General features: G+C 41.1%; 16 protein-coding genes, 1 tRNA gene and 1 pseudogene. 7 read left to right on the forward strand and 11 right to left on the reverse strand.

Features of this window, described 5'->3' with window-relative positions; translation table 11 throughout:
- Positions 1–251: 251 nt before the first annotated feature.
- Positions 252–719, reverse strand: a complete 468-nt coding sequence (locus tag ABDW33_RS09690; RefSeq protein ID WP_343689861.1) for a hypothetical protein — start codon at positions 717–719, stop codon at positions 252–254.
- Positions 720–1,154: 435 nt separating this feature from the next.
- Positions 1,155–4,106, reverse strand: a complete 2,952-nt coding sequence (locus ABDW33_RS09695) for a DUF4157 domain-containing protein (protein WP_343689862.1) — start codon at positions 4,104–4,106, stop codon at positions 1,155–1,157.
- Between the two features lie 83 nt (positions 4,107–4,189).
- Between ABDW33_RS09695 and ABDW33_RS09700 the strand changes: the two genes are divergently transcribed.
- Positions 4,190–4,762 (forward strand): PDDEXK nuclease domain-containing protein, encoded by a 573-nt coding sequence (locus ABDW33_RS09700; RefSeq protein WP_343689863.1) that lies wholly within the window; start codon positions 4,190–4,192, stop codon positions 4,760–4,762.
- Positions 4,763–5,214: 452 nt separating this feature from the next.
- Here ABDW33_RS09700 and ABDW33_RS09705 read toward each other — a convergent pair whose 3' ends face one another.
- The 3 genes from ABDW33_RS09705 to ABDW33_RS09715 form a co-directional block, all read right to left on the reverse strand.
- Entirely contained in the window at positions 5,215–5,991 is a 777-nt protein-coding gene (locus tag ABDW33_RS09705) for a hypothetical protein (protein WP_343689864.1), read from the reverse strand.
- Between the two features lie 137 nt (positions 5,992–6,128).
- Complete coding sequence (locus tag ABDW33_RS09710) at positions 6,129–6,545, reverse strand: DUF5958 family protein (protein WP_343689865.1); 417 nt, start codon at positions 6,543–6,545, stop codon at positions 6,129–6,131.
- A gap of 3 nt (positions 6,546–6,548) precedes the next feature.
- Positions 6,549–6,872 (reverse strand): nucleotidyltransferase domain-containing protein, encoded by a 324-nt coding sequence (locus tag ABDW33_RS09715; RefSeq protein WP_343689866.1) that lies wholly within the window; start codon positions 6,870–6,872, stop codon positions 6,549–6,551.
- A gap of 83 nt (positions 6,873–6,955) precedes the next feature.
- On the opposite strand from ABDW33_RS09715, the pseudogene ABDW33_RS09720 reads away from it, so the two are divergent.
- The 3 genes and pseudogenes from ABDW33_RS09720 to ABDW33_RS09730 all read left to right on the forward strand — a co-directional run.
- Positions 6,956–7,021, forward strand: a pseudogene (locus ABDW33_RS09720) (Fic family protein); the annotation flags it as partial.
- Between the two features lie 9 nt (positions 7,022–7,030).
- Positions 7,031–7,435: a hypothetical protein gene (locus tag ABDW33_RS09725; RefSeq protein WP_343689867.1), complete on the forward strand. Its 405-nt coding sequence runs from the start codon at positions 7,031–7,033 to the stop codon at positions 7,433–7,435.
- 83 nt (positions 7,436–7,518) lie between these two features.
- Positions 7,519–8,643, forward strand: coding sequence for a hypothetical protein (locus tag ABDW33_RS09730; RefSeq protein WP_343689868.1), 1,125 nt, complete (start codon positions 7,519–7,521; stop codon positions 8,641–8,643).
- 146 nt (positions 8,644–8,789) lie between these two features.
- On the opposite strand, the gene ABDW33_RS09735 is transcribed toward ABDW33_RS09730, so the two are convergent.
- On the reverse strand, positions 8,790–9,218 hold the full coding sequence (locus ABDW33_RS09735; protein WP_343689869.1) for a hypothetical protein: 429 nt from the start codon (positions 9,216–9,218) through the stop codon (positions 8,790–8,792).
- Between the two features lie 904 nt (positions 9,219–10,122).
- On the opposite strand from ABDW33_RS09735, the gene ABDW33_RS09740 reads away from it, so the two are divergent.
- A complete protein-coding gene (locus tag ABDW33_RS09740) occupies positions 10,123–11,163 on the forward strand; it encodes a PDDEXK nuclease domain-containing protein (RefSeq protein WP_343689870.1) in 1,041 nt (346 codons plus the stop codon).
- Positions 11,164–11,292: 129 nt separating this feature from the next.
- Here ABDW33_RS09740 and ABDW33_RS09745 read toward each other — a convergent pair.
- From ABDW33_RS09745 to ABDW33_RS09755, 3 genes are all read right to left on the reverse strand, one after another.
- Positions 11,293–11,379: transfer RNA gene (locus tag ABDW33_RS09745), tRNA-Ser, on the reverse strand.
- Positions 11,380–11,464: 85 nt separating this feature from the next.
- The gene (locus tag ABDW33_RS09750) at positions 11,465–12,499 is read right to left on the reverse strand and encodes a type I asparaginase (protein ID WP_343689871.1); all 1,035 of its coding nucleotides are present in this window, start codon (positions 12,497–12,499) and stop codon (positions 11,465–11,467) included.
- A gap of 56 nt (positions 12,500–12,555) precedes the next feature.
- Positions 12,556–13,326, reverse strand: a complete 771-nt coding sequence (locus tag ABDW33_RS09755) for a TatD family hydrolase (RefSeq protein WP_343689872.1) — start codon at positions 13,324–13,326, stop codon at positions 12,556–12,558.
- A gap of 126 nt (positions 13,327–13,452) precedes the next feature.
- Between ABDW33_RS09755 and ABDW33_RS09760 the strand changes: the two genes are divergently transcribed.
- The gene (locus tag ABDW33_RS09760; RefSeq protein WP_343689873.1) at positions 13,453–14,340 is read left to right on the forward strand and encodes a hypothetical protein; all 888 of its coding nucleotides are present in this window, start codon (positions 13,453–13,455) and stop codon (positions 14,338–14,340) included.
- 97 nt (positions 14,341–14,437) lie between these two features.
- On the opposite strand, the gene ABDW33_RS09765 is transcribed toward ABDW33_RS09760, so the two are convergent.
- A complete protein-coding gene (locus ABDW33_RS09765; protein WP_343689874.1) occupies positions 14,438–15,064 on the reverse strand; it encodes a polysaccharide deacetylase family protein in 627 nt (208 codons plus the stop codon).
- 73 nt (positions 15,065–15,137) lie between these two features.
- Here ABDW33_RS09765 and gltX point away from each other — a divergent pair, with 73 nt between their 5' ends.
- On the forward strand, positions 15,138–16,670 hold the full coding sequence (gene gltX, locus ABDW33_RS09770; RefSeq protein WP_343689875.1) for a glutamate--tRNA ligase: 1,533 nt from the start codon (positions 15,138–15,140) through the stop codon (positions 16,668–16,670).
- 127 nt (positions 16,671–16,797) lie between these two features.
- On the opposite strand, the gene ABDW33_RS09775 is transcribed toward gltX, so the two are convergent.
- A complete protein-coding gene (locus ABDW33_RS09775) occupies positions 16,798–18,486 on the reverse strand; it encodes a glutamine--tRNA ligase/YqeY domain fusion protein (RefSeq protein ID WP_343689876.1) in 1,689 nt (562 codons plus the stop codon).
- Between the last annotated feature and the right edge of the window lie 95 nt (positions 18,487–18,581).

The following is an 18,581-nucleotide window of genomic DNA, read 5'->3' on the forward strand; positions in this document are numbered from 1 at the left end:
ATACTACGGATAAAGTTTTACCTCTTGCCATATTTAAATATAGGAAGAGTTAATAAAATATTGATTAACAATACATTTTTTTATACAAATAAAAGAGGGTGCCTCATTTATTTATGAGACACCCTCTCGCGGGCTACGAGGGATAACATTCGAACCAGTTTACAGATAGTTTATCTGGAATTGATACATTTATAAGTTTTTTATGTAGCTGATTTTTCATTTAATAAATCCAATCTACTTATATAGAAAAGTTAAATATATTGTTTCTGTATGTTTGAAAGTTCGACGCCCCACATTTTTAATTCTTTATAATAGTTAATGCATGCAACTCGATAACCTTGTTTGAGATAAAACCAAAAACATTCCCCGGTGGACTTTTTGATAAGTAAAACGGGTGGATTTTTTTTCATTGAATAATCAACATCAATAACTTTTACCCGCGGAAAATAAGGTTTGTGAGTAACGATTTTAGAGTTATATATAATATTATCGTCTAATTTGATTAAAATGCTATCATCAAAATTTTCTTCAAAAATCAAACGGATACATTTCGTTAATGTGTCAGAAAAATACTTTTCTCCTGAAAGCGTTTCTCCTGAACTGTCAATTGATGGTACAATTTGATTATTACAGCAGATATTCTGTTGCCCAAACGATTTTAATACGCATAAGAGGAAAGAAAATATAAAGAGAATATTTTTAATGCGGATTTTTCTCATCCTTATCTATTTGATTAGAGATTTGATTTAATTGTCCCTGGTTCAAAGAGCAAATCCAGCCATTATTGAGAGGAGGCTGCTTTATCATCCGCTTTGCGGATGATTTTCTGTTAGGGTTTACCAACCGGGAAGATACAATACGAGTGATGGAAGTACTCCCCAAGCGATTAGGGACTCCGGAGAGATTTTGAGAAAACAACGGATTCCCTCACCCACCGACGGCTTCGATCCGGCAGTCCATTTCCCTCAACATATTGGAGAGAAACTGATCCTCCTGGATAATGAAGGAGCTATACATGTATATAATGTATTGACACAGTAGGTTACGACGAAAAGAAGTTCGGTTTACATAAATATTAAACTTGCGGAAATAATTCGAACCGAACCCCCTTTTTAATTTTCTCAATCCGGCACATCGGACAGATCTATGTGTGCTCATAGCTCATTGAGGTTGATCACCATTTTTGCAGCAATTTCATAAGCATCTTTAGCTGTTACATTCATTGGCATATCATCCGGCGCAGCCCCCACATACAGATCTCTAAGGTCAGATAGCCCCGCTGTTGTATCAAGCTCCCGGCCATAGAAAATACGATTAAGGCTCTTGGCTTCTTCGATAAGCATGGTAGAAATGGTCACGATCTCATAAGCCTCATTTATTGTTTCGTCGGCGGCAAGTCCGGCTAAATGGCTCATTCCTACTAGCAGAACACCCGATTCGTCATGCTCTACCAACGTTTTAGCAATACCTTCATTTCTTTTTTTAACATTTAATTCTGCAAGCACAGCTTTCAATTCAGTACGCTCTTTCTCTGATATTGGTTCTGTCGTCGTACTTTCTGAACCTGTATTTTTATAAATATCCACACCGGTAACGTTTGCCCCTTGTTGATACAGGTTACGGAAAAAATGTTGGCGATGCGCTATATCACTGCCATCATGTTGTGTTGGTTCGTTATCATGATATGGTTCTACATGCTGCCTTACCTGGTCGGGTGTTGATTCGATATAAAAGCGGCTCACATTTAAACGTTGCATAGCTCCTACTAAAATAGTTACCATCACACGGCTGTAAGGATCATCATGGCCTTCGCCGACTATCACCAGCAATTTTTTGCCCAAGCGCTTCGCACGCTCGTGTGCCGCATCGATCTTTGCTCCGACAAAGGGCACATGTATCTGCAAGGCCTGGCCGATTAATTCTTCAAATTGCTTTATACTACTCCCCGACCCTAAATCTGACGAACTTGCATCCACTTTTTGCGGTGGGTTAGCAATCAACTCCAACAAAAGTGTGGCAAATGCTTCGTTACCTTGGTTGAGCGCTGCCTTTAAAGATGCTGCTACCTGATATTCAGGGTCCTTCACCCAAAGAAGTACCGACTTAAGATCTTTTTCAGTCACGTTGTCCAACTCGGATAAATTGGATATCTCTTCAGCGCGATCTTCATTCTCAAACGTTTCGAGCAACCAGTCTAAGATCGGCTCAATATCATCTTTTGCATCCTCATACATACGCTGAATAATTGCAAGCTGGCTGAACTGGCCAGGCTGTAGAACACGCTCCGGACCAGCCTCCTCATTATCCTTTATAAGTTGTTTTACCTGGGTAACAGCGTTAACAGTAGTATAGTACTCATCATAAATTTCTTGGAACTCAGCCCGGGTCAGTAGGTTATAGCGGACTGGTGATACATTTCCTTCATCTAACATTCGTAGAATGTCGGATACGTGGTCCTCCCCGATCTTCCATACTCCCGGTACCGTAAAATTTTTATTTGCTGCAAGGTGCATCACGAAAGATCGATATTCTTTAGCATCATTCATTGCCTGAGCCGGCGAATTTATCATCTGTTCGCCATTAGGGATCCATCCGTTTGCCTGACAACGATCGTGCAAATCCTTTAGTTTGTAGGTAACTCCGGTCAATGGCTCTGTCAATTCCTGGAATTCAACTACCAGCACAAGCGCTGTAACCATGTCCTTTAACTCAATGGCAACTCTCTGGATGTCGCTTACCCCTACGATCTTCGTTGCAGGTGGTTCAGGTTGTGTTAGATGATGTGTGTGTTTGTAAAATTCTTCTATGACGGCAATGTCTATCTGGATGGCCAGGTCGGTAGCACTTTTCTTCAGGCTCACTAAGGTGTTGCGCAGCTCTTCCCGGAAAGCTGCTTCAAGATCGACATCTTCCACTTCCTTGTCATGATCATCATTTTTTACGTTGGTTTGTGCCTGGTGTTCTACCTGAGATGAGTTATCGGGTTCAACCACCGGCACATCCTCCAGTGGTGCATCATCCACCTCCCCTGGTAAAACGTGATCAAGTTTAGTGAAAGCCGACTCCAACTTTATGGAGAAATCGGCCATGATATAGCGTACCCGTTCAAGGGTGGGATCGGCACTCTGGGTATTCTCACTTTCATCTTCCTGGTGTACTTGTGACCAATCTAGCTTAAACATGCTCTCGAGCCAGTAGTTATAAGACCCGGTTTTTGCAACCGACAAATTGTATTCCTTCTGTCTGCGGGGGCCACTGCTTTCTTCATGATCTTCGCCCACTACATTAAGCTTGTCTACCGCCAATGCAGCCAGTTGGGCAACAGGCATATACTGAGAAACTTCATTTTGTGTTGATTTGGTACTCTTAACCTGGTCAGCAACTGCGCTACTATTATTTTCTTCAGACTTTAGTTGCAGGGCTTTTGCACCCATTATATCGGCCTCACTTTCCAGACCGGGATCGTTATTTATAGCGGTACCATCTGTTTTTATGGTAGGCTTTACCTGCCCGCGCGCCTGTTGTACCACGTGCCAGGCCTCATGTGGCAAATGCCTTTCCTCCCCGGGCGCTATGTGGATATCGGTACCCTGTGCATACGCATGGGCATTAAGCTGGGCTGGTTTGGCCGAATTGTAATGCACCTTGACATTATCCAACGAATGGCCCGACAATTTCTCGATACCAGCTTTAAGGCTCCCGGGTAAACCTGTATTATCCGGCTTGTTTTGTTTTAACTGGAATGTCTTTGCCAGCGATGGCGCATTAACTGTTTTTTGGGGCCTTGGAGGATCGAATCGTGTTACTTGATGAGCTTGTGTAACTGCTTCGGCAGTAACAAACGGAATAAAAGGTGTTAATTGCACGACAGCATCGGCAGAGTTGATCACACCTTGGGTGTTGAATCCACGCTGTAAGAGGTCATTGCCCGTGACTGAATCAAATACTGAAACCACTGCAGGCTGTTTTACTTGTAAAGCATTGTCCTGGTCTTCGTCTTTTTTCTGCCAAACAGGCACTGCGGGATGGCTTGCCCCTCCACTTGTAATGTGCTGAGCTGAGGGCATTAACGGGTTTGAAACATCATTAGCATATGCTTGCGCCATAGGTGGACTTAATATTGGGTATTTATATTAAGGTAAGAAGAATAACTAAGATTACATTATATTAATTAAATATCGTATTTAGGATGCTACTGGTTGGTTACGCTATTGATGGAAATTGGAATAGCCGTACATTACAACGTAACGTAGATAGTCAATATCTAGGAAGAATGCTTAAACTTCCTGAAAATGAATCAAAGGAGGCTGCGCATTTTATTAAAGACCCATACCTTTTTGAGTTTTTAGGTTTACCGCTGGATAAGGAACAAACGGAGACTAAAATAGAATCAGCACTAATAAATCATCTGCAGCAATTTTTAATGGAGTTAGGAAAGGGTTTTGCATTTGTGGCCCACCAACAGCATATCGTTACCGATACTTCTGATTTTTATATTGACCTGGTGTTCTATAATTATTATTTGAAGTGTTTCGTATTACTCGAGTTAAAAACACATAAACTTACTCATGAAGCAATTGGTCAGATGGATATGTACGTAAGAATGTATGATGATTTGAAAAAGAGCGATGATGATAACCCTACGATTGGTATTCCCGAAGGATTGTTATGCGTTATATTAGTACTTAGTAACTTATTATTAAAGTCATACAGGGAGCTTTGTATGTTTTTACCCCCGACATTGTTATCAGCAATAGCTTGAATAGTGCGGCCCTCGTCATCGTAATATGTAGTCGTAGTCAACCAATTGTCAGTTCCAATCACCCTAACCTTGCTACCGCAGTGAAGCGATTTTTACCTAAACGCCAATTATTTTCATACTTCAGAGAAAGATGCAGGTATCCTCAAACGCCAGATTATTAGGCCTTGTTACTCCTTCATCTTGAGGTGATTTTTGTGTCCTTAAAATCCTCTAAAAATTCCAGGCAATTGAAGCAGGCGTGCACAGTGGACGCATGAGGTAAATATTTCATTTGAGGGCGAAATATATAAAAGCTTGTAAAATAAGTCAATGGCATTAGTCGTCATACCTCTGGCTGGCCCAACTTTTATGAACGCTAACTTAGTGTAATAGTGTATAAGAAATCTATTATTTAAGGGCTGGTGGGAATTTTTTCCCACCAGCCCTTAAAATAGCCCGAATAATCGCGTGTCTTATTCGTTAAAGATGGCTTTTATATATTCATTTTCCAGTTCTTTCACAACTACAGCGGCAAGCTGAGAAAATGCATTCATACCTATAAGAATATGTGGTGCGACGGCGAAATAGCTGAGTGCTTCCCACTCACTGCCGGACCAAAGATAGAGGAATGAATTTCCATCTCTCATTACTTCCATAGGATGTTCGTCATTTTCAATATCCGGTCCATCGGTATGGATCTTACAGGCATAATATGCTTCCGGAACAGACAGGTCTTTCAACTGAAAGGTCCCAATTGCAGATTCATCCATGCCAATGATCGAAATATCATACAACGTCATACCGTCCTTATCAAATTGAATTTCTATTTGATTAAGATCACAGAAGTTGTGCCTGTAGAGGATCGACTCTGGCTTGTGTCCTGACACACCAAATCTGAAATTGATAGGTATAGGATAAGGTTCATACCAATTGATAATCTTAAAGAATGGAATTGTATTTATTTTTTCAAAACTTATATTAAGCATATTATTGAATTTTCCATGTTCCCTTTGGTCTGATGACGTATTTTCATCCACGTCCAATCTATTTTCGATGAGGGCGACTTCATGTGGACTAGTCGAAGTCGTGTGCTCGGCGAGTAGAATACCATTAGCGTCAGTTATAACCATGAGCTTCATGCCTTTGCCACGCATGGTCTTTCCAACTCTTAGGCCCCTTTTTGCCACCGCAATTGTGCCATCTACAAACCATTCATGAACCTCGAAAAGTAATGGAATATGCCGCTCCATAATTGGGGACTGTTGCTACATCAGTATATTACTATCTTTGAAAACCGATGTCGAATTTGATCAGTTGAGTTTATTTTTACTCAATATATTTCATATTCTCAAAAGCTCGCAATTGCGAGCTTTTGAGAATATCAGTTTTAAGGTATTTTACTAATATTCATTTCATCAGACAAGTCCCAATACCACCATTTATTAGGATGATTCTTCTCTATTGCAAATCTTCTTTGATAAGCTACTTTGAATAAACTCAAAAGCAATAAGAATACTTTATTAAGTTCATTCTCTGGCAAATTTATAAGCTTTTCTAAGTTATGGGTTGCAACCCCTTTCTTCAATAAAACACAAGGCGTATAAGTAGGTTTCAAACCACTTCCTAAGATAGCTGGCTCAATATCACTAACTGTTGGTTTGGATTGTTGAATAAGGAAAAGCATATCGTTTAAAAAACTTCTCTTAGATACAACTTCTAATCCTTTAAAAATCAACAACAACGGTTCTGAATTAATTAAACCTTGTCCATACTTATTGATTAATATTTCGTATTCTATTATCATTTATCAGGGATTTATAGTTATGTAAGGCTTGGTAGGGTCAAGCTTTTCAAAAATATCAATATTCCTTGGAGTAATGTCTAATAAAGATTTTGAACCGGGCAAGGAATTCTTAAGTGACTTCTGCTCTTTATGAGTCAATCCCTCAATAACATAATCCCAATCAGAAAAAGATTTTGCCTCTCCTCTTGCACGACTACCTACAACAGTTATCGGCTGCTTTATTTTCGTTGCTGCATTTTCAATTCGCAAAAAATCTCCAGCACTTATTACTTTGGGGTCCACCCATTTTCCAAATTTGGTTGGACCAGCACCCAAAATTGGTGCCATAGCTTTTGAGGCAATTGTCCCCACTTCATCAGTTATTACTGTTGATAAATGCTATAATTAACCGACTCTTCAACTGACAAATCATAAAGGCTGCTATTGCACATCTATGGTTTGTTACTATTCATCCTTTTGATAATGGAAATGGTTATATTGCGTATTTGAGTGATTTCATAATAAAGAATAAACCTGACTATTATAGACTATTACAGAAAGTGCGCATCAGTGGAGAATGGGAAGAGTGGATTCTTTATATACTGAATGGAATTGAGCAAACGGCAAAGCAAACAATTAATCAGATTAAAGAGATTAATAGGTTATTTATTACCACACAGGAGAAAATAAAAATTGAAGCAGAAAAGCTATATGATAAAGAGCTTGTAGAACTATTATTTGAACAGCCTTATTGTAGAATTGATTATGTAATTGAACGGTTAGGCGTATCAAGAATTACAGCCTCTAAATATCTAAAAGGATTGGAAGAGATAGGTGTCTTAGAAGACAGGCGTGTGTGGAAGGAAATATTATATATCAACAAAAACTTGTTTGCACTGCTAAAAAGTTAATTAATCAGGCCTGATAGATATATGAACGAATTAGTTTATTCTTGCACCATAATCAACTAACATTCCAGTAATTCAAAGCGATAATGAAACGAAGCCTTTTCATTTCCCTCATGTTCTCACTAAAGTTGTTCGGTCAGAAAAATAACGAAGTGGTTTTTCGCTCTATGAAAGACGCTTTAGCTAACCCGGCAATTGTACACTCGCTTGACCTTTCCGGCCAAAATATGCTAGTACTTCCGAACGAAATAGTCCAATTCACAAATCTTGAAAAAATTGACATTGGTTCCAATACCAAACTGGACTTGAACCAGGCATTTGATCTTCTCACACAAATCAAAAGTCTAAAAGGACTTAGTCTGACAGACTGTAAAATACAAGTAATACCTAATAATATTTCTCAACTTATAAGCCTCGAAGATCTTAATTTAGATAATAATGAACTAACCGACTTTCCTGAACCTATCAAGCAATTGAAGGGTTTAAAGTATCTAAGTTTAATTAGCAATAAAATCAAAAAACTAAATTTCAAAAAAGGAGAATTATCAAATTTGATATATATAAATCTCTGTTATAATGAATTTATGAAATTCCCTGTTCAACTTTCAGTCCTCTCCAATCTCAAACGAATAATTATTTGGTATAACTCGATCAATGAAATTTCTAAAGAAATAGGACAACTAAAAAATATCGAAGAAATAAATCTTGACGGCAATGATCTTACTTCGTTACCCAAGCAATTTGAACGGCTTAGATCAATTCAAAAATTAGGTTTAAGAGATAACAATCTTTCGGAAACAAGTATTAATGTCGTTTACAAACTCCGTAATTTAAAAGATCTTGACCTACAGGGGAATAATATTAAGGTGCTATCAAATGAGATTGAAAATCTCCAAAAATTAGAACGCCTTTCTGTTTGCGACAATCCTTTAAAAGAGCTACCTGTTAAACTAGAAAAAGTCAAAACACTTCAGCAATTAGGATTGGGGGACCTGCACTACTTAAACTGGATAAATGCTTTTTCTATAATGGAAAAGCTACCGAACTTAAAAAGTGTTGGAATGTACACGATGAAACTTTCAACTATGCCTAAAGGCTTTGAAAAGCTTCAACAAGTTGATGTATTTTGGTTAACATTCAATTCATTTGACAGAAATGAGAAAAAACGAATTCGAGAACTGGTACCAAGAGCAAAGATTGAATTCGAGTGACGAACATTGGTGTTGCTAATAAGTTATACAGCACGTTGGTGTAATGATTACTGGAGGCTTAAATACAAATTTCCGGCTAAATAATTTAGATGATTTAGTCTGCCGTCTGCCGCAGTGATGCGGCTTTTGTTGCTTATTCTTTTTCATTATTCGATATAGCACAACCCTTTTATATTAGGGGTATGATATAAATCGTAAATGCCTTTCTTTGGTTCAATGCAAATGTTAGTAATTTCATCGTAAGTGTAGCATTGAACATCAAGAGAGTTTACAGGTTTAATTTTCACACCATTTATCTCTGGCACTTCATTTTTTCTAGAATGTAATTCAAAATTATAAGATTGTCCAATCGTTATTACCCTTTTACATTCTATGTTTTGATAATTTTCTTTTCTCACTACAATTTTATAACTACTGCCATTTCTAGTTGCATATATGGTGTACCAGTTGTTTACTGAATCGATTGATTTTATTAAATATAATGAATCGCTTTGGGGCATGTTGGTTAAAGTCTTTGTGTCAGCACAAGAACACAACTTTACAAATATCAGTATAGTACTTCCTAAAGTTTTCATTATGGTAATGTTTGAATTATTATTCTAGCTCCTTTTTACTAGTAACAGACCATTCAACTCTTGTAACACCTGCAGGATATCCTCCTTCAGGCGTCATGGACAGAATCTGTCCGGCGGCATCGTATAATGTTTCATTTATTGTACCAGACTGCCTAGTTGCTGTAGCAACTGGTAACCCGATGACGTATTTTAAGATGGCTGCCGTTGATTTTGGGTTTAGCGAGTAATAAAAAAGAGAAATTTTGCAAAAAGGAAGGTATAAAATTGGGACTAACTTCAAATGGACATCATAGTAAATATAAGGACATCAACGAAAAATTTTTATGGTTGGATGATATAACAAATTTAGATTTCGAACACCAAAAGAATTCAGAACAAACAACTTAGGAAGTTATCAATTTTCTTTAAAAAAGCAAGACCCGCTCATAGAGCGGGTCTTGCTTTTTCTGCGGGCTGCGGGGGACGAAGTTCGAACCAGTTTGTAGAAGATTTGTCTGCCATTCAATGTTTCAGTGGTGAATTAAATATAAAGATGCATTGAAAGCTGGAATATTATCTAATCTATCTATGTCACAGTGTATCCAGCAGATCTGATCTGTTAGTACTAAATACAACCATCCTTATTAGAGCATTTAACAATTAAATCGCTTTGCTCAGAGGCAATTGAAAAGCTAATTATCAACCTGTATGTTGCTCACGGTTGAAAATCCTACAACTGCAATGTCAATTGAATATAAAGGCTTATAACTCGTTGTTACATGTACTATTCTTTAAATGAAAATCAAGTTATTTAATTGAAAATAAAATACTTACATCGTAATACATCCTTTAAGGAGATTTGTTGTTAGTCTATGGATGTAGTAATTTTAATACATTCAAATATTTCAACCAAACAATCTCTGGAATGGAGGATAAATTGATAAAAGAAGAGAAAAAATTATTTGACGAAATAAGTCAGATAATTGAAAATAGTAAGCGCACAGTGCTAATAGCAGTAAATACTGAACTAGTGCTACTATACTGGAATATTGGCTCAAAATTAAATAATTATGTTCTGGGAAATCAAAGAGCTGGCTATGGAAGAGAAATAGTTAAGAAGTTATCTATTTCGTTAATAGAAGCCTTTGGTAAAGGCTGGGATGACAAAACATTAAGGCATTGCCTTCGTTGTGCGGAGATTTTTACAGAAGCACAAATTGTCTCCGCAGTGCGGAGACAATTGAGCTGGACCCACATAAAAACGATTGCCTATATAAAAGACGAAGTTCAGCGAGACTTTTACCTGACAATGGCCTCTAATGAAAGGTGGAGCAGCAGGCAGTTACAGGAGCGAATTAATTCTATGCTGTATGAGCGTACTGCTATCAGCAAAAAGCCTGAAATTGTAATCAAGAATGAGCTTGAATTATTACAGCATAAGAAAGAAATGACAGTAGATCTTACTTTCAAAGATCCATATATACTTGATTTTCTCGGTTTACGCGATACATATAATGAAAGAGATCTTGAGCAGGCAATTATATACCAGCTACAGTTATTCATATTAGAGTTAGGCAATGATTTTGCTTTTCTCGCCAGGCAAAAGAGAATTTCCATTGATGATACAGATTATTATATAGATCTGTTATTTTATCACCGTAAACTAAGGCGTTTAGTTGCTATAGACCTTAAACTAGGAAAGTTTGAGCATAGTCATAAAAGCCAGATGGAATTGTATCTCCGGTGGCTGGCTAAACATGAACAACAGCCTCATGAACTTTCTCCAATTGGATTAATTCTTTGTGCAGATAAGAATGATGAATTGGTTGAACTGTTAGAACTTGATTCAGCGGGTATACATGTTGCACAATATCTTCTTGAATTGCCATCAAAAGAATTGCTGAAACAAAAGCTACACATGGCAATACAGTTAGCACAACAGAGAATTAGGAAAAAAAATGCTTAGATGGCTAATTACATATCTTAAAGCAACTGATTTCGAATGCTGATGTAATTGACAACAAATATCTTAGATATTCATCAAAATAGGCTTAAACAATAAGACCCGCTCATAGAGCGGGTCTTATTGTTTAAGCGGAGAAGAAGGGATTCGAACCCTTGAAACCCTTTCGAGTTTACACACTTTCCAGGCGTGCCAGTTCAACCACTCCTGCACTTCTCCTTGGTTGAATTTTATTTCGGATGGCAAAGGTAGCCTTTTCATCCACATTTCCAAAATATTCTCAAAAGAATAATCCTGATCCTCGTCACCAATCATGATTTATCGGCGTCAACTCCCCCCTCAACGACGTCTCTATCATCTCCCTCGTCGCCACCGCATCCAAATTCTGCCCCAACACAAACATCAATTTTGTGATCGCCGCCTCAAACGTCATATCATGCCCGCTAATCACCCCTATCTGCGCCAACAGCGAACTCGTCTCATACTTACCTAACTCTACAGATCCACCATCACACTGCGTAATATCCACTATAATCACCCCCTTGTCTATCGCCTTGCGCAAACAATCTATAAACCACGGCTGCGTATTCGTATTCCCACTTCCAAACGTCTCCATTATCACCCCCTTCAACCCCGGTACACCCAAAATCGCCTCCACCACCTTCCGCGTTATCCCCGGAAACATCTTCAATACCGTCACATTATCATCCATATGCTTATGCACCTTCAATGGCGCCGTCGGCAATGGCAATACCGCCTGTGTCTTATACTTGATATCAATACCCGCCTCTGCCAATGGCACATAGTTCATCGAATAAAACGCCTCAAATTTCTCCGCATTATACTTCTTTGAACGATTCCCCCTAAACAACGAAAAATCAAAGTAAATACATACCTCCGGCACCACTACATGCCCATTATGACGGGTAGATGCTATCTCCATCGCCGTAATAATGTTCTCCTTCGCATCCGTCCTGATCTTACCTATCGGCAACTGCGACCCCGTCAGAATCACCGGCTTCGCCAGGTTCTCCAACATAAAACTCAATGCCGACGCCGTAAATGACATGGTATCTGACCCATGCAGGATCACAAAACCATCATACCGGTCGTACCTGTCCTCAATAATCGAAGCCAGCTCTACCCATATTTCCGGCTGCATGTCAGACGAATCTATAGGCGGATTGAACGCATAAACATAAAAGTCTATGCCCATACGGTATAATTCGGGCAAGTTGTTCCTGATCTCGTTAAAGCCAATTGGTCGTAATGCCTTTGTCTTTTCATCGTAGATCATACCCACTGTTCCACCCGTGTAAATAATCAGGATTTTACTCATTGCAAGCTGCTGTATCTGCTGTATCTAAAATGCGTGCAAATTTACCGCGTAATCAGTTAGTTAGTTTTGAATAATTTCAGCGCATTGCTTGTCGTTATTGCAGCCACCTCTTGTATTTTTAGATTTTTTATATCTGCAATTTTTTCACCGATCAATGGAATGTACGCACTCTCATTCCTTTTCCCCCTATATGGAACAGGCGCCAGATAAGGCGCATCTGTTTCTAATACAATGTGTTCCAGGTCAATCTCCGCCAGCGTTTTGTCCAGCCCCGATTTCTTGAATGTCACCACACCGCCAATGCCTAAGTAAAAACCAAGATCTATAATCTCACGCGCCTCCTCTACAGTACCCCCAAAACAATGAAAGACACCACTCAACCGGCCATCCTGCAACGCCCTCACCTCATCTATACACTCCCTGGTACTCTCCCGGCTGTGTATCGCCACCGGAATACCATACTGCCGCGCCAGGTCCAGTTGCCTCCTGAATGCTTTATATTGCTGCGCCGTAAATGTCTTGTCCCAATAAAAATCCAGCCCAATCTCCCCGATCGCCTTAAACGGCCTCTTCTCCAGCCAGCTTTCCACCGCCCCCAGTTCCATATCCACATTGTCATTCACATAACAGGGATGTACCCCCATCATCGGTATACATACCCCCGGAAACTGCTCCTCCAATGCCAGCATCCCCTCAATCGACTGACTGTCAATATTAGGCAAAATCAACTGGTAAACACCCGCCTTTATCGCACGCTCAATCGTCGCCGTCCTGTCTTCCGAAAAATCTTCCCCATATAAATGGGCATGTGTATCAATCCATTGCATTTTAGCAGAAATATTAATCCTTTTAAGAGATTATAAAAAATATTATATTTGTATAATATAAATGTTTCAGCGATCTCCCGTACAAAAGTACGGCCGCAAAACCTCATTAAAAATTATACTTATCCTATGAGAAGCTATTTTTGCTTTAACCGTATCCTTGCAGGTGTTGTGTGCCTTTTATTGACAGCCACTTTGTTCTACGCTTGTTCCAAAAGTAGTACCGACGTAAAAACAAACAACACAAACGACAATCTGACTATCACCGCTGCCAGCGATCAGGCTGTTGCAAACAGCTATTTCGATGATCTCTTCGCAATCGCACAGGAAGTATGTCAGGACGCCGGTTATAACCAAACCGGTCGTAAAGCTTCTCCTACTACAGAAATGACTTCCAAACTCGGCGCCTGCTATAGCTACACAGTCGACAACGTACAGTATGATAGCTGGCCTAAAACAATATTAGTAAGCTTCGCCTCAAAGTGTGCGGACGCTGACGGCCGTCTTCGCGCAGGTAATATCCAGATCACGATGACCGGTTACTTTTATTATACAGGTTCTGTGATCACCGTAAAGCCACTCACTTATACCGTAAACGGTAAGAGCATAAGCGGTACACAAACTATCACAAATACCAGCACCAACAGCGTATATAAATACCTCTCTGTCATCTCCGGCGGTACTGTTACCCTGGATACGACCTCTGTAGGTTTCGGCGGAAGCGGAACTTATACACAAACTTCCGGCACTGCTACCCTGGGTGATGTAAGTGATGATATCTTTACTTATGTAGGTACTGACTCCCTGGTATATGCAACAGGCAAAGCTGCCTATATCACTGTAGCAGATTCTTCTGCACTGGAAAGAAAACTGAGCTGCCCTTATATCGGCAAAGGTAAAGCAGCCGTGACGTTCAACTCCCTGACTGCTATCGTAAATTATGGTAACGGGATATGCGACGACTCTGTAACGGTTGCTGTAGGCGACAAAGTGAAAAGCATCGCACTGCCTAAATAATAAATAATTACCCAGGTTGCTGATTGCCCGAAAGCGCGAATGCCATTAGGGTAGCAAGGAACCTGGGTTTTCTGTTTTTATTGAGGAAAAATTATAACTATACCGGTATTGCCTCCATCTCCAGCCCCTTCTTCTTAAAATATTCCATCACCCTCGGCAATGCATACTCCAACCGCTCCCATGCCTTCGTACTGTCATGAAACACGATGATAGATCCCGGTTTTGACTTAAATACCACATTCTGCACACAGGCTTCCCCATTGATCTCCGTATCAAAATCCGCACTCAATACATCCCACATCACAATCTGCGCCCCCGGCACCAGCCGCTTGATCTGCCTGATCTGGAAGGGCGTAATCCGCCCATATGGTGGCCGGAACAAAGTTGATTGAATATATTTCCTCGCCTCCATCACATTCTCCACGTACTTATCTGTCCCCGTCTTCCACCCATTCAGGTGATTATGTGTATGATTACCCGTGGTATGCCCCTCCTCCAGGATCCGCTGGTAAATATCAGGATGCTCCACTACATTCTTCCCAATACAAAAGAACGTGCCCCTGGCATTATACTTCTTCAATAAATCCAGGATGAACGGCGTCGCTGTAGGATGCGGACCATCATCAAATGTAAGGTACACCGATGGCCGTGCAGGCGATAAGCTCCAGGTACAACTGTTATAAATGGCTTTCAGGATAGCCGGCGTCTTGGTCAAATAAAACATGGATGGGTTCGGATTTATTTTAAAGGTAGCATAAATTGAACCGTATTTCGTAATTCCATTTTACCTTTGCGACATGCAACAACAGAAAGTTCGGGTACGATTTGCGCCCAGTCCTACCGGCGGATTACACCTGGGTGGTGTACGCACCGTCTTATTCAATTACCTATTTGCAAAACAGCACAATGGTGAATTTGTGCTCCGTATTGAGGATACTGACCAGACCCGTTATGTGCCCGGTGCAGAAGAATATATCATGGAATGCCTGAAATGGTGTGGCCTCAATCCGGATGAAAGCCCTGTAGTAGGTGGCCCTTATGCCCCTTACCGTCAGAGCGAGCGTAAGCCCATGTACCGCGAGTACGCAGAACAACTGGTTAAAGCCGGTTATGCTTACTATGCCTTCGACACACCCGAAGAGCTGGAAGAAATGCGTACCCGTCTTAAAACTGAAGAAAACCCGTCGCCTCAATATAATCACGCTGCCCGCGCTCAGATGAAGAACTCCATTTCTTTGTCCGAAGAGGAAACAGCTACCCTGCTGAAAAATGGCACCCGCCACGTGATCCGTATCAAAATGCCGGACAATGAAGAAGTGAGCTTTACCGACCTGATTCGTGGCCATGTACAATTCAATACCAGCACTGTCGACGACAAAGTATTGCTGAAAGCCGACGGTATGCCTACCTACCACCTCGCTGTAGTAGTAGACGACTACCTCATGAAGATCACCCACGCCTTCCGTGGTGAAGAATGGTTACCATCAGCACCGGTTCACCTGTTGCTGTGGAAATACCTGGGCTGGGAAGCGCAGATGCCTCAATGGGCACACCTCCCACTGATCCTGAAACCCGATGGCAATGGTAAATTGTCTAAGCGTGATGGCGACAGACTCGGTTTCCCTGTCTATGCCATGAACTGGACCGATCCTAAAACCGGCGACCTGACAAAAGGCTTCCGTGAAAATGGATTCCTGCCGGAAGCATTTGTAAATATGCTGGCTATGCTGGGTTGGAATGATGGATCCGGTCAGGAAATTTTCTCTATGGATGAACTGATCGCCCGTTTCTCCCTGGATCGCGTGAGCAAGTCCGGTGCTAAATTCGATTACGAAAAAGCAAAATGGTTCAATCACCAATACCTGCTGAATGCAGATAACAACAAGCTGGCAGCACTGTTCGCACCCGTACTGAAAGAGAAAGGCGTCACCGCCGCACCTGAATACGTAGCCACCATCGCTGGCCTGGTAAAAGACCGTTGCGATTTCGTAAATGATATCTGGAACCATGGATTCTTCTTCTTCGAGGCGCCTGGAACATGGGATGTCACTGCAGTGAAACCGAAGTGGAATGCAGATAAGACACAGTTCTTTATGGACTGGGCATCTGTGCTCGAAACACTGTCCGATTTCTCACTGACCAGCGTAGAAGAAAGTTTCAAAACACTGGCAACGTCTATGAATATCAAAGTAGGTGAACTACAATTGCCTTTCCGCATTATGCTTACAGGCGGCAAGTTCGGTCCTCCTGTCTTCAATATCGCAGAGACACTGGGCAAACATGAAACGATTCAACGAATCATGAATGGCCTGAAAGCCATTAACGCATAAAAATGAAAGCATTCACGCCAAAGAATTGCACACAATAAAAAAGGCTCGCTGTTTTAAGCGAGCCTTTTTATTCTGAAAAAATGGTTTTCACTCCCATGGGTGAATCCCCCTTTCATCCATATTTTGCTTATTTCTTGGTTTCTTTAGCCCAGGTATCTTTCAAAGTCACCGTTCTGTTGAAAACCATCTTCTCTGCGGTACTATCAGTATCTACTGTAAAATACCCCTTCCTCAGGAACTGCAGTTTGTCTCCTGGCTTCGCATCTACCAATCCCGGCTCTATCAGCGCATTCGGTATCACAGTCAGTGAATCAGGGTTGATATAAGATTTAAAATCACCCTCTTCATTACCCGGATCCGGTGTATTGAACAGGCGATCATACAATCTTACCTCGGCAGTCTTCGCATGTGCCGCACTCACCCAGTGAATGGTCCCTTTGGCCGTCATACCAGATTGATCACCACCACTCTTGCTCTCCGGGAAGTAAGATGCATAGATAGTTGTGATATTGCCATTTTCATCTTTATCAAAACTTTCGCCCTTGATGATGTAGGCATTTTTCAAACGTACGATCAGACCGGGCCCCAAACGGAAGAACTTCTTAGGAGGCTCCTCCATAAAGTCTTCTCTCTCTATAAACAGCGTCTTGCTGAATGGTAGCGTACGGGAACCAGCTGCAGGATCTTCCGGGTTATTATCCGCCGGCATTTCTTCCACCAGGTCATCCGGATAATTAGTGATCACCAGTTTCACAGGATCCAATACCGCCATCACACGATTCGCCGTTTTATTCAGCTCATCACGTACCAGGAACTCCAGCAGACTCACGTCAATTACGTTTTCACGCTTCTGTACCCCGATCCTTTCGCAGAATTCACGGATACTTGCAGGCGTGAACCCTCTTCTGCGCAGACCACTGATAGTTGGCATACGAGGATCATCCCAGCCACTTACATGTTTTTCATTGACCAGCTGCAGCAATTTACGTTTACTCATCACAGTGTAAGTCAGATTCAATCTGGCAAACTCATACTGATGAGATGGGAAAATGCCCAGCTGTGCAATGAACCAGTTATACAGTGCACGGTGAGGAATGAATTCCAGCGTACACACAGAATGTGTAATACCTTCAATGCTATCACTCTGCCCGTGGGCAAAGTCGTACATGGGGTAAATACACCATTTGTCGCCGGTACGGTGGTGATGTGCATGCTTGATGCGGTACATCAATGGGTCACGCATATGCATATTGGAACGCTCAGGTGAGCCTTCCTCAAATTGTTCAGTATCTATTTTAGCACGCAGTACTTTCTCTCCATCCTTAAATTCACCGTTCTTCATACGCTCGAACAGATCAAGGTTCTCTGCTACGCTACGGCTGCGATAAGGCGTCGGCTTCCCGATCTGGGTAGGGGTGCCTTTAGATGCAGCGATCTCCTCCGGAGTAGAATCATCCACATAAGCCAGCCCTTTCTTAATCAGTTGTACAGCGAAGTTGTATAGCTGGTCGAAATAATCAGACGCATAGAGTTCCTGTTCCCATTGGAAGCCCAACCATTGGATGTCGGCTTTAATAGACTCCACATATTCAGTGTCTTCGGTTACCGGATTGGTATCGTCGAACCGAAGATTGGTCTGGCCACCATATTTCTTTGCCAGTCCAAAGTTCAGGCAGATGCTTTTCGCATGCCCGATGTGCAGGTAGCCATTGGGTTCAGGCGGGAAGCGGGTTAATACCCTTCCGTCATTGACACCGTTGGCAATATCCTCTTCGATGATTTGTTCAAGGAAGTTCAAGGACCTTTCTTCGCTCATAAGGTTTAAATTATTTCGGACGACAAATGTAACGAAATCTGCCAAGCCGACCACAGACCCCATCCATTTATCGCATATCTGCCGTGGTAATGGCT

Origin of the sequence: Chitinophaga sp., assembly GCF_039596155.1 — a bacterium.
In the GTDB taxonomy this organism is placed as follows: domain Bacteria; phylum Bacteroidota; class Bacteroidia; order Chitinophagales; family Chitinophagaceae; genus Chitinophaga.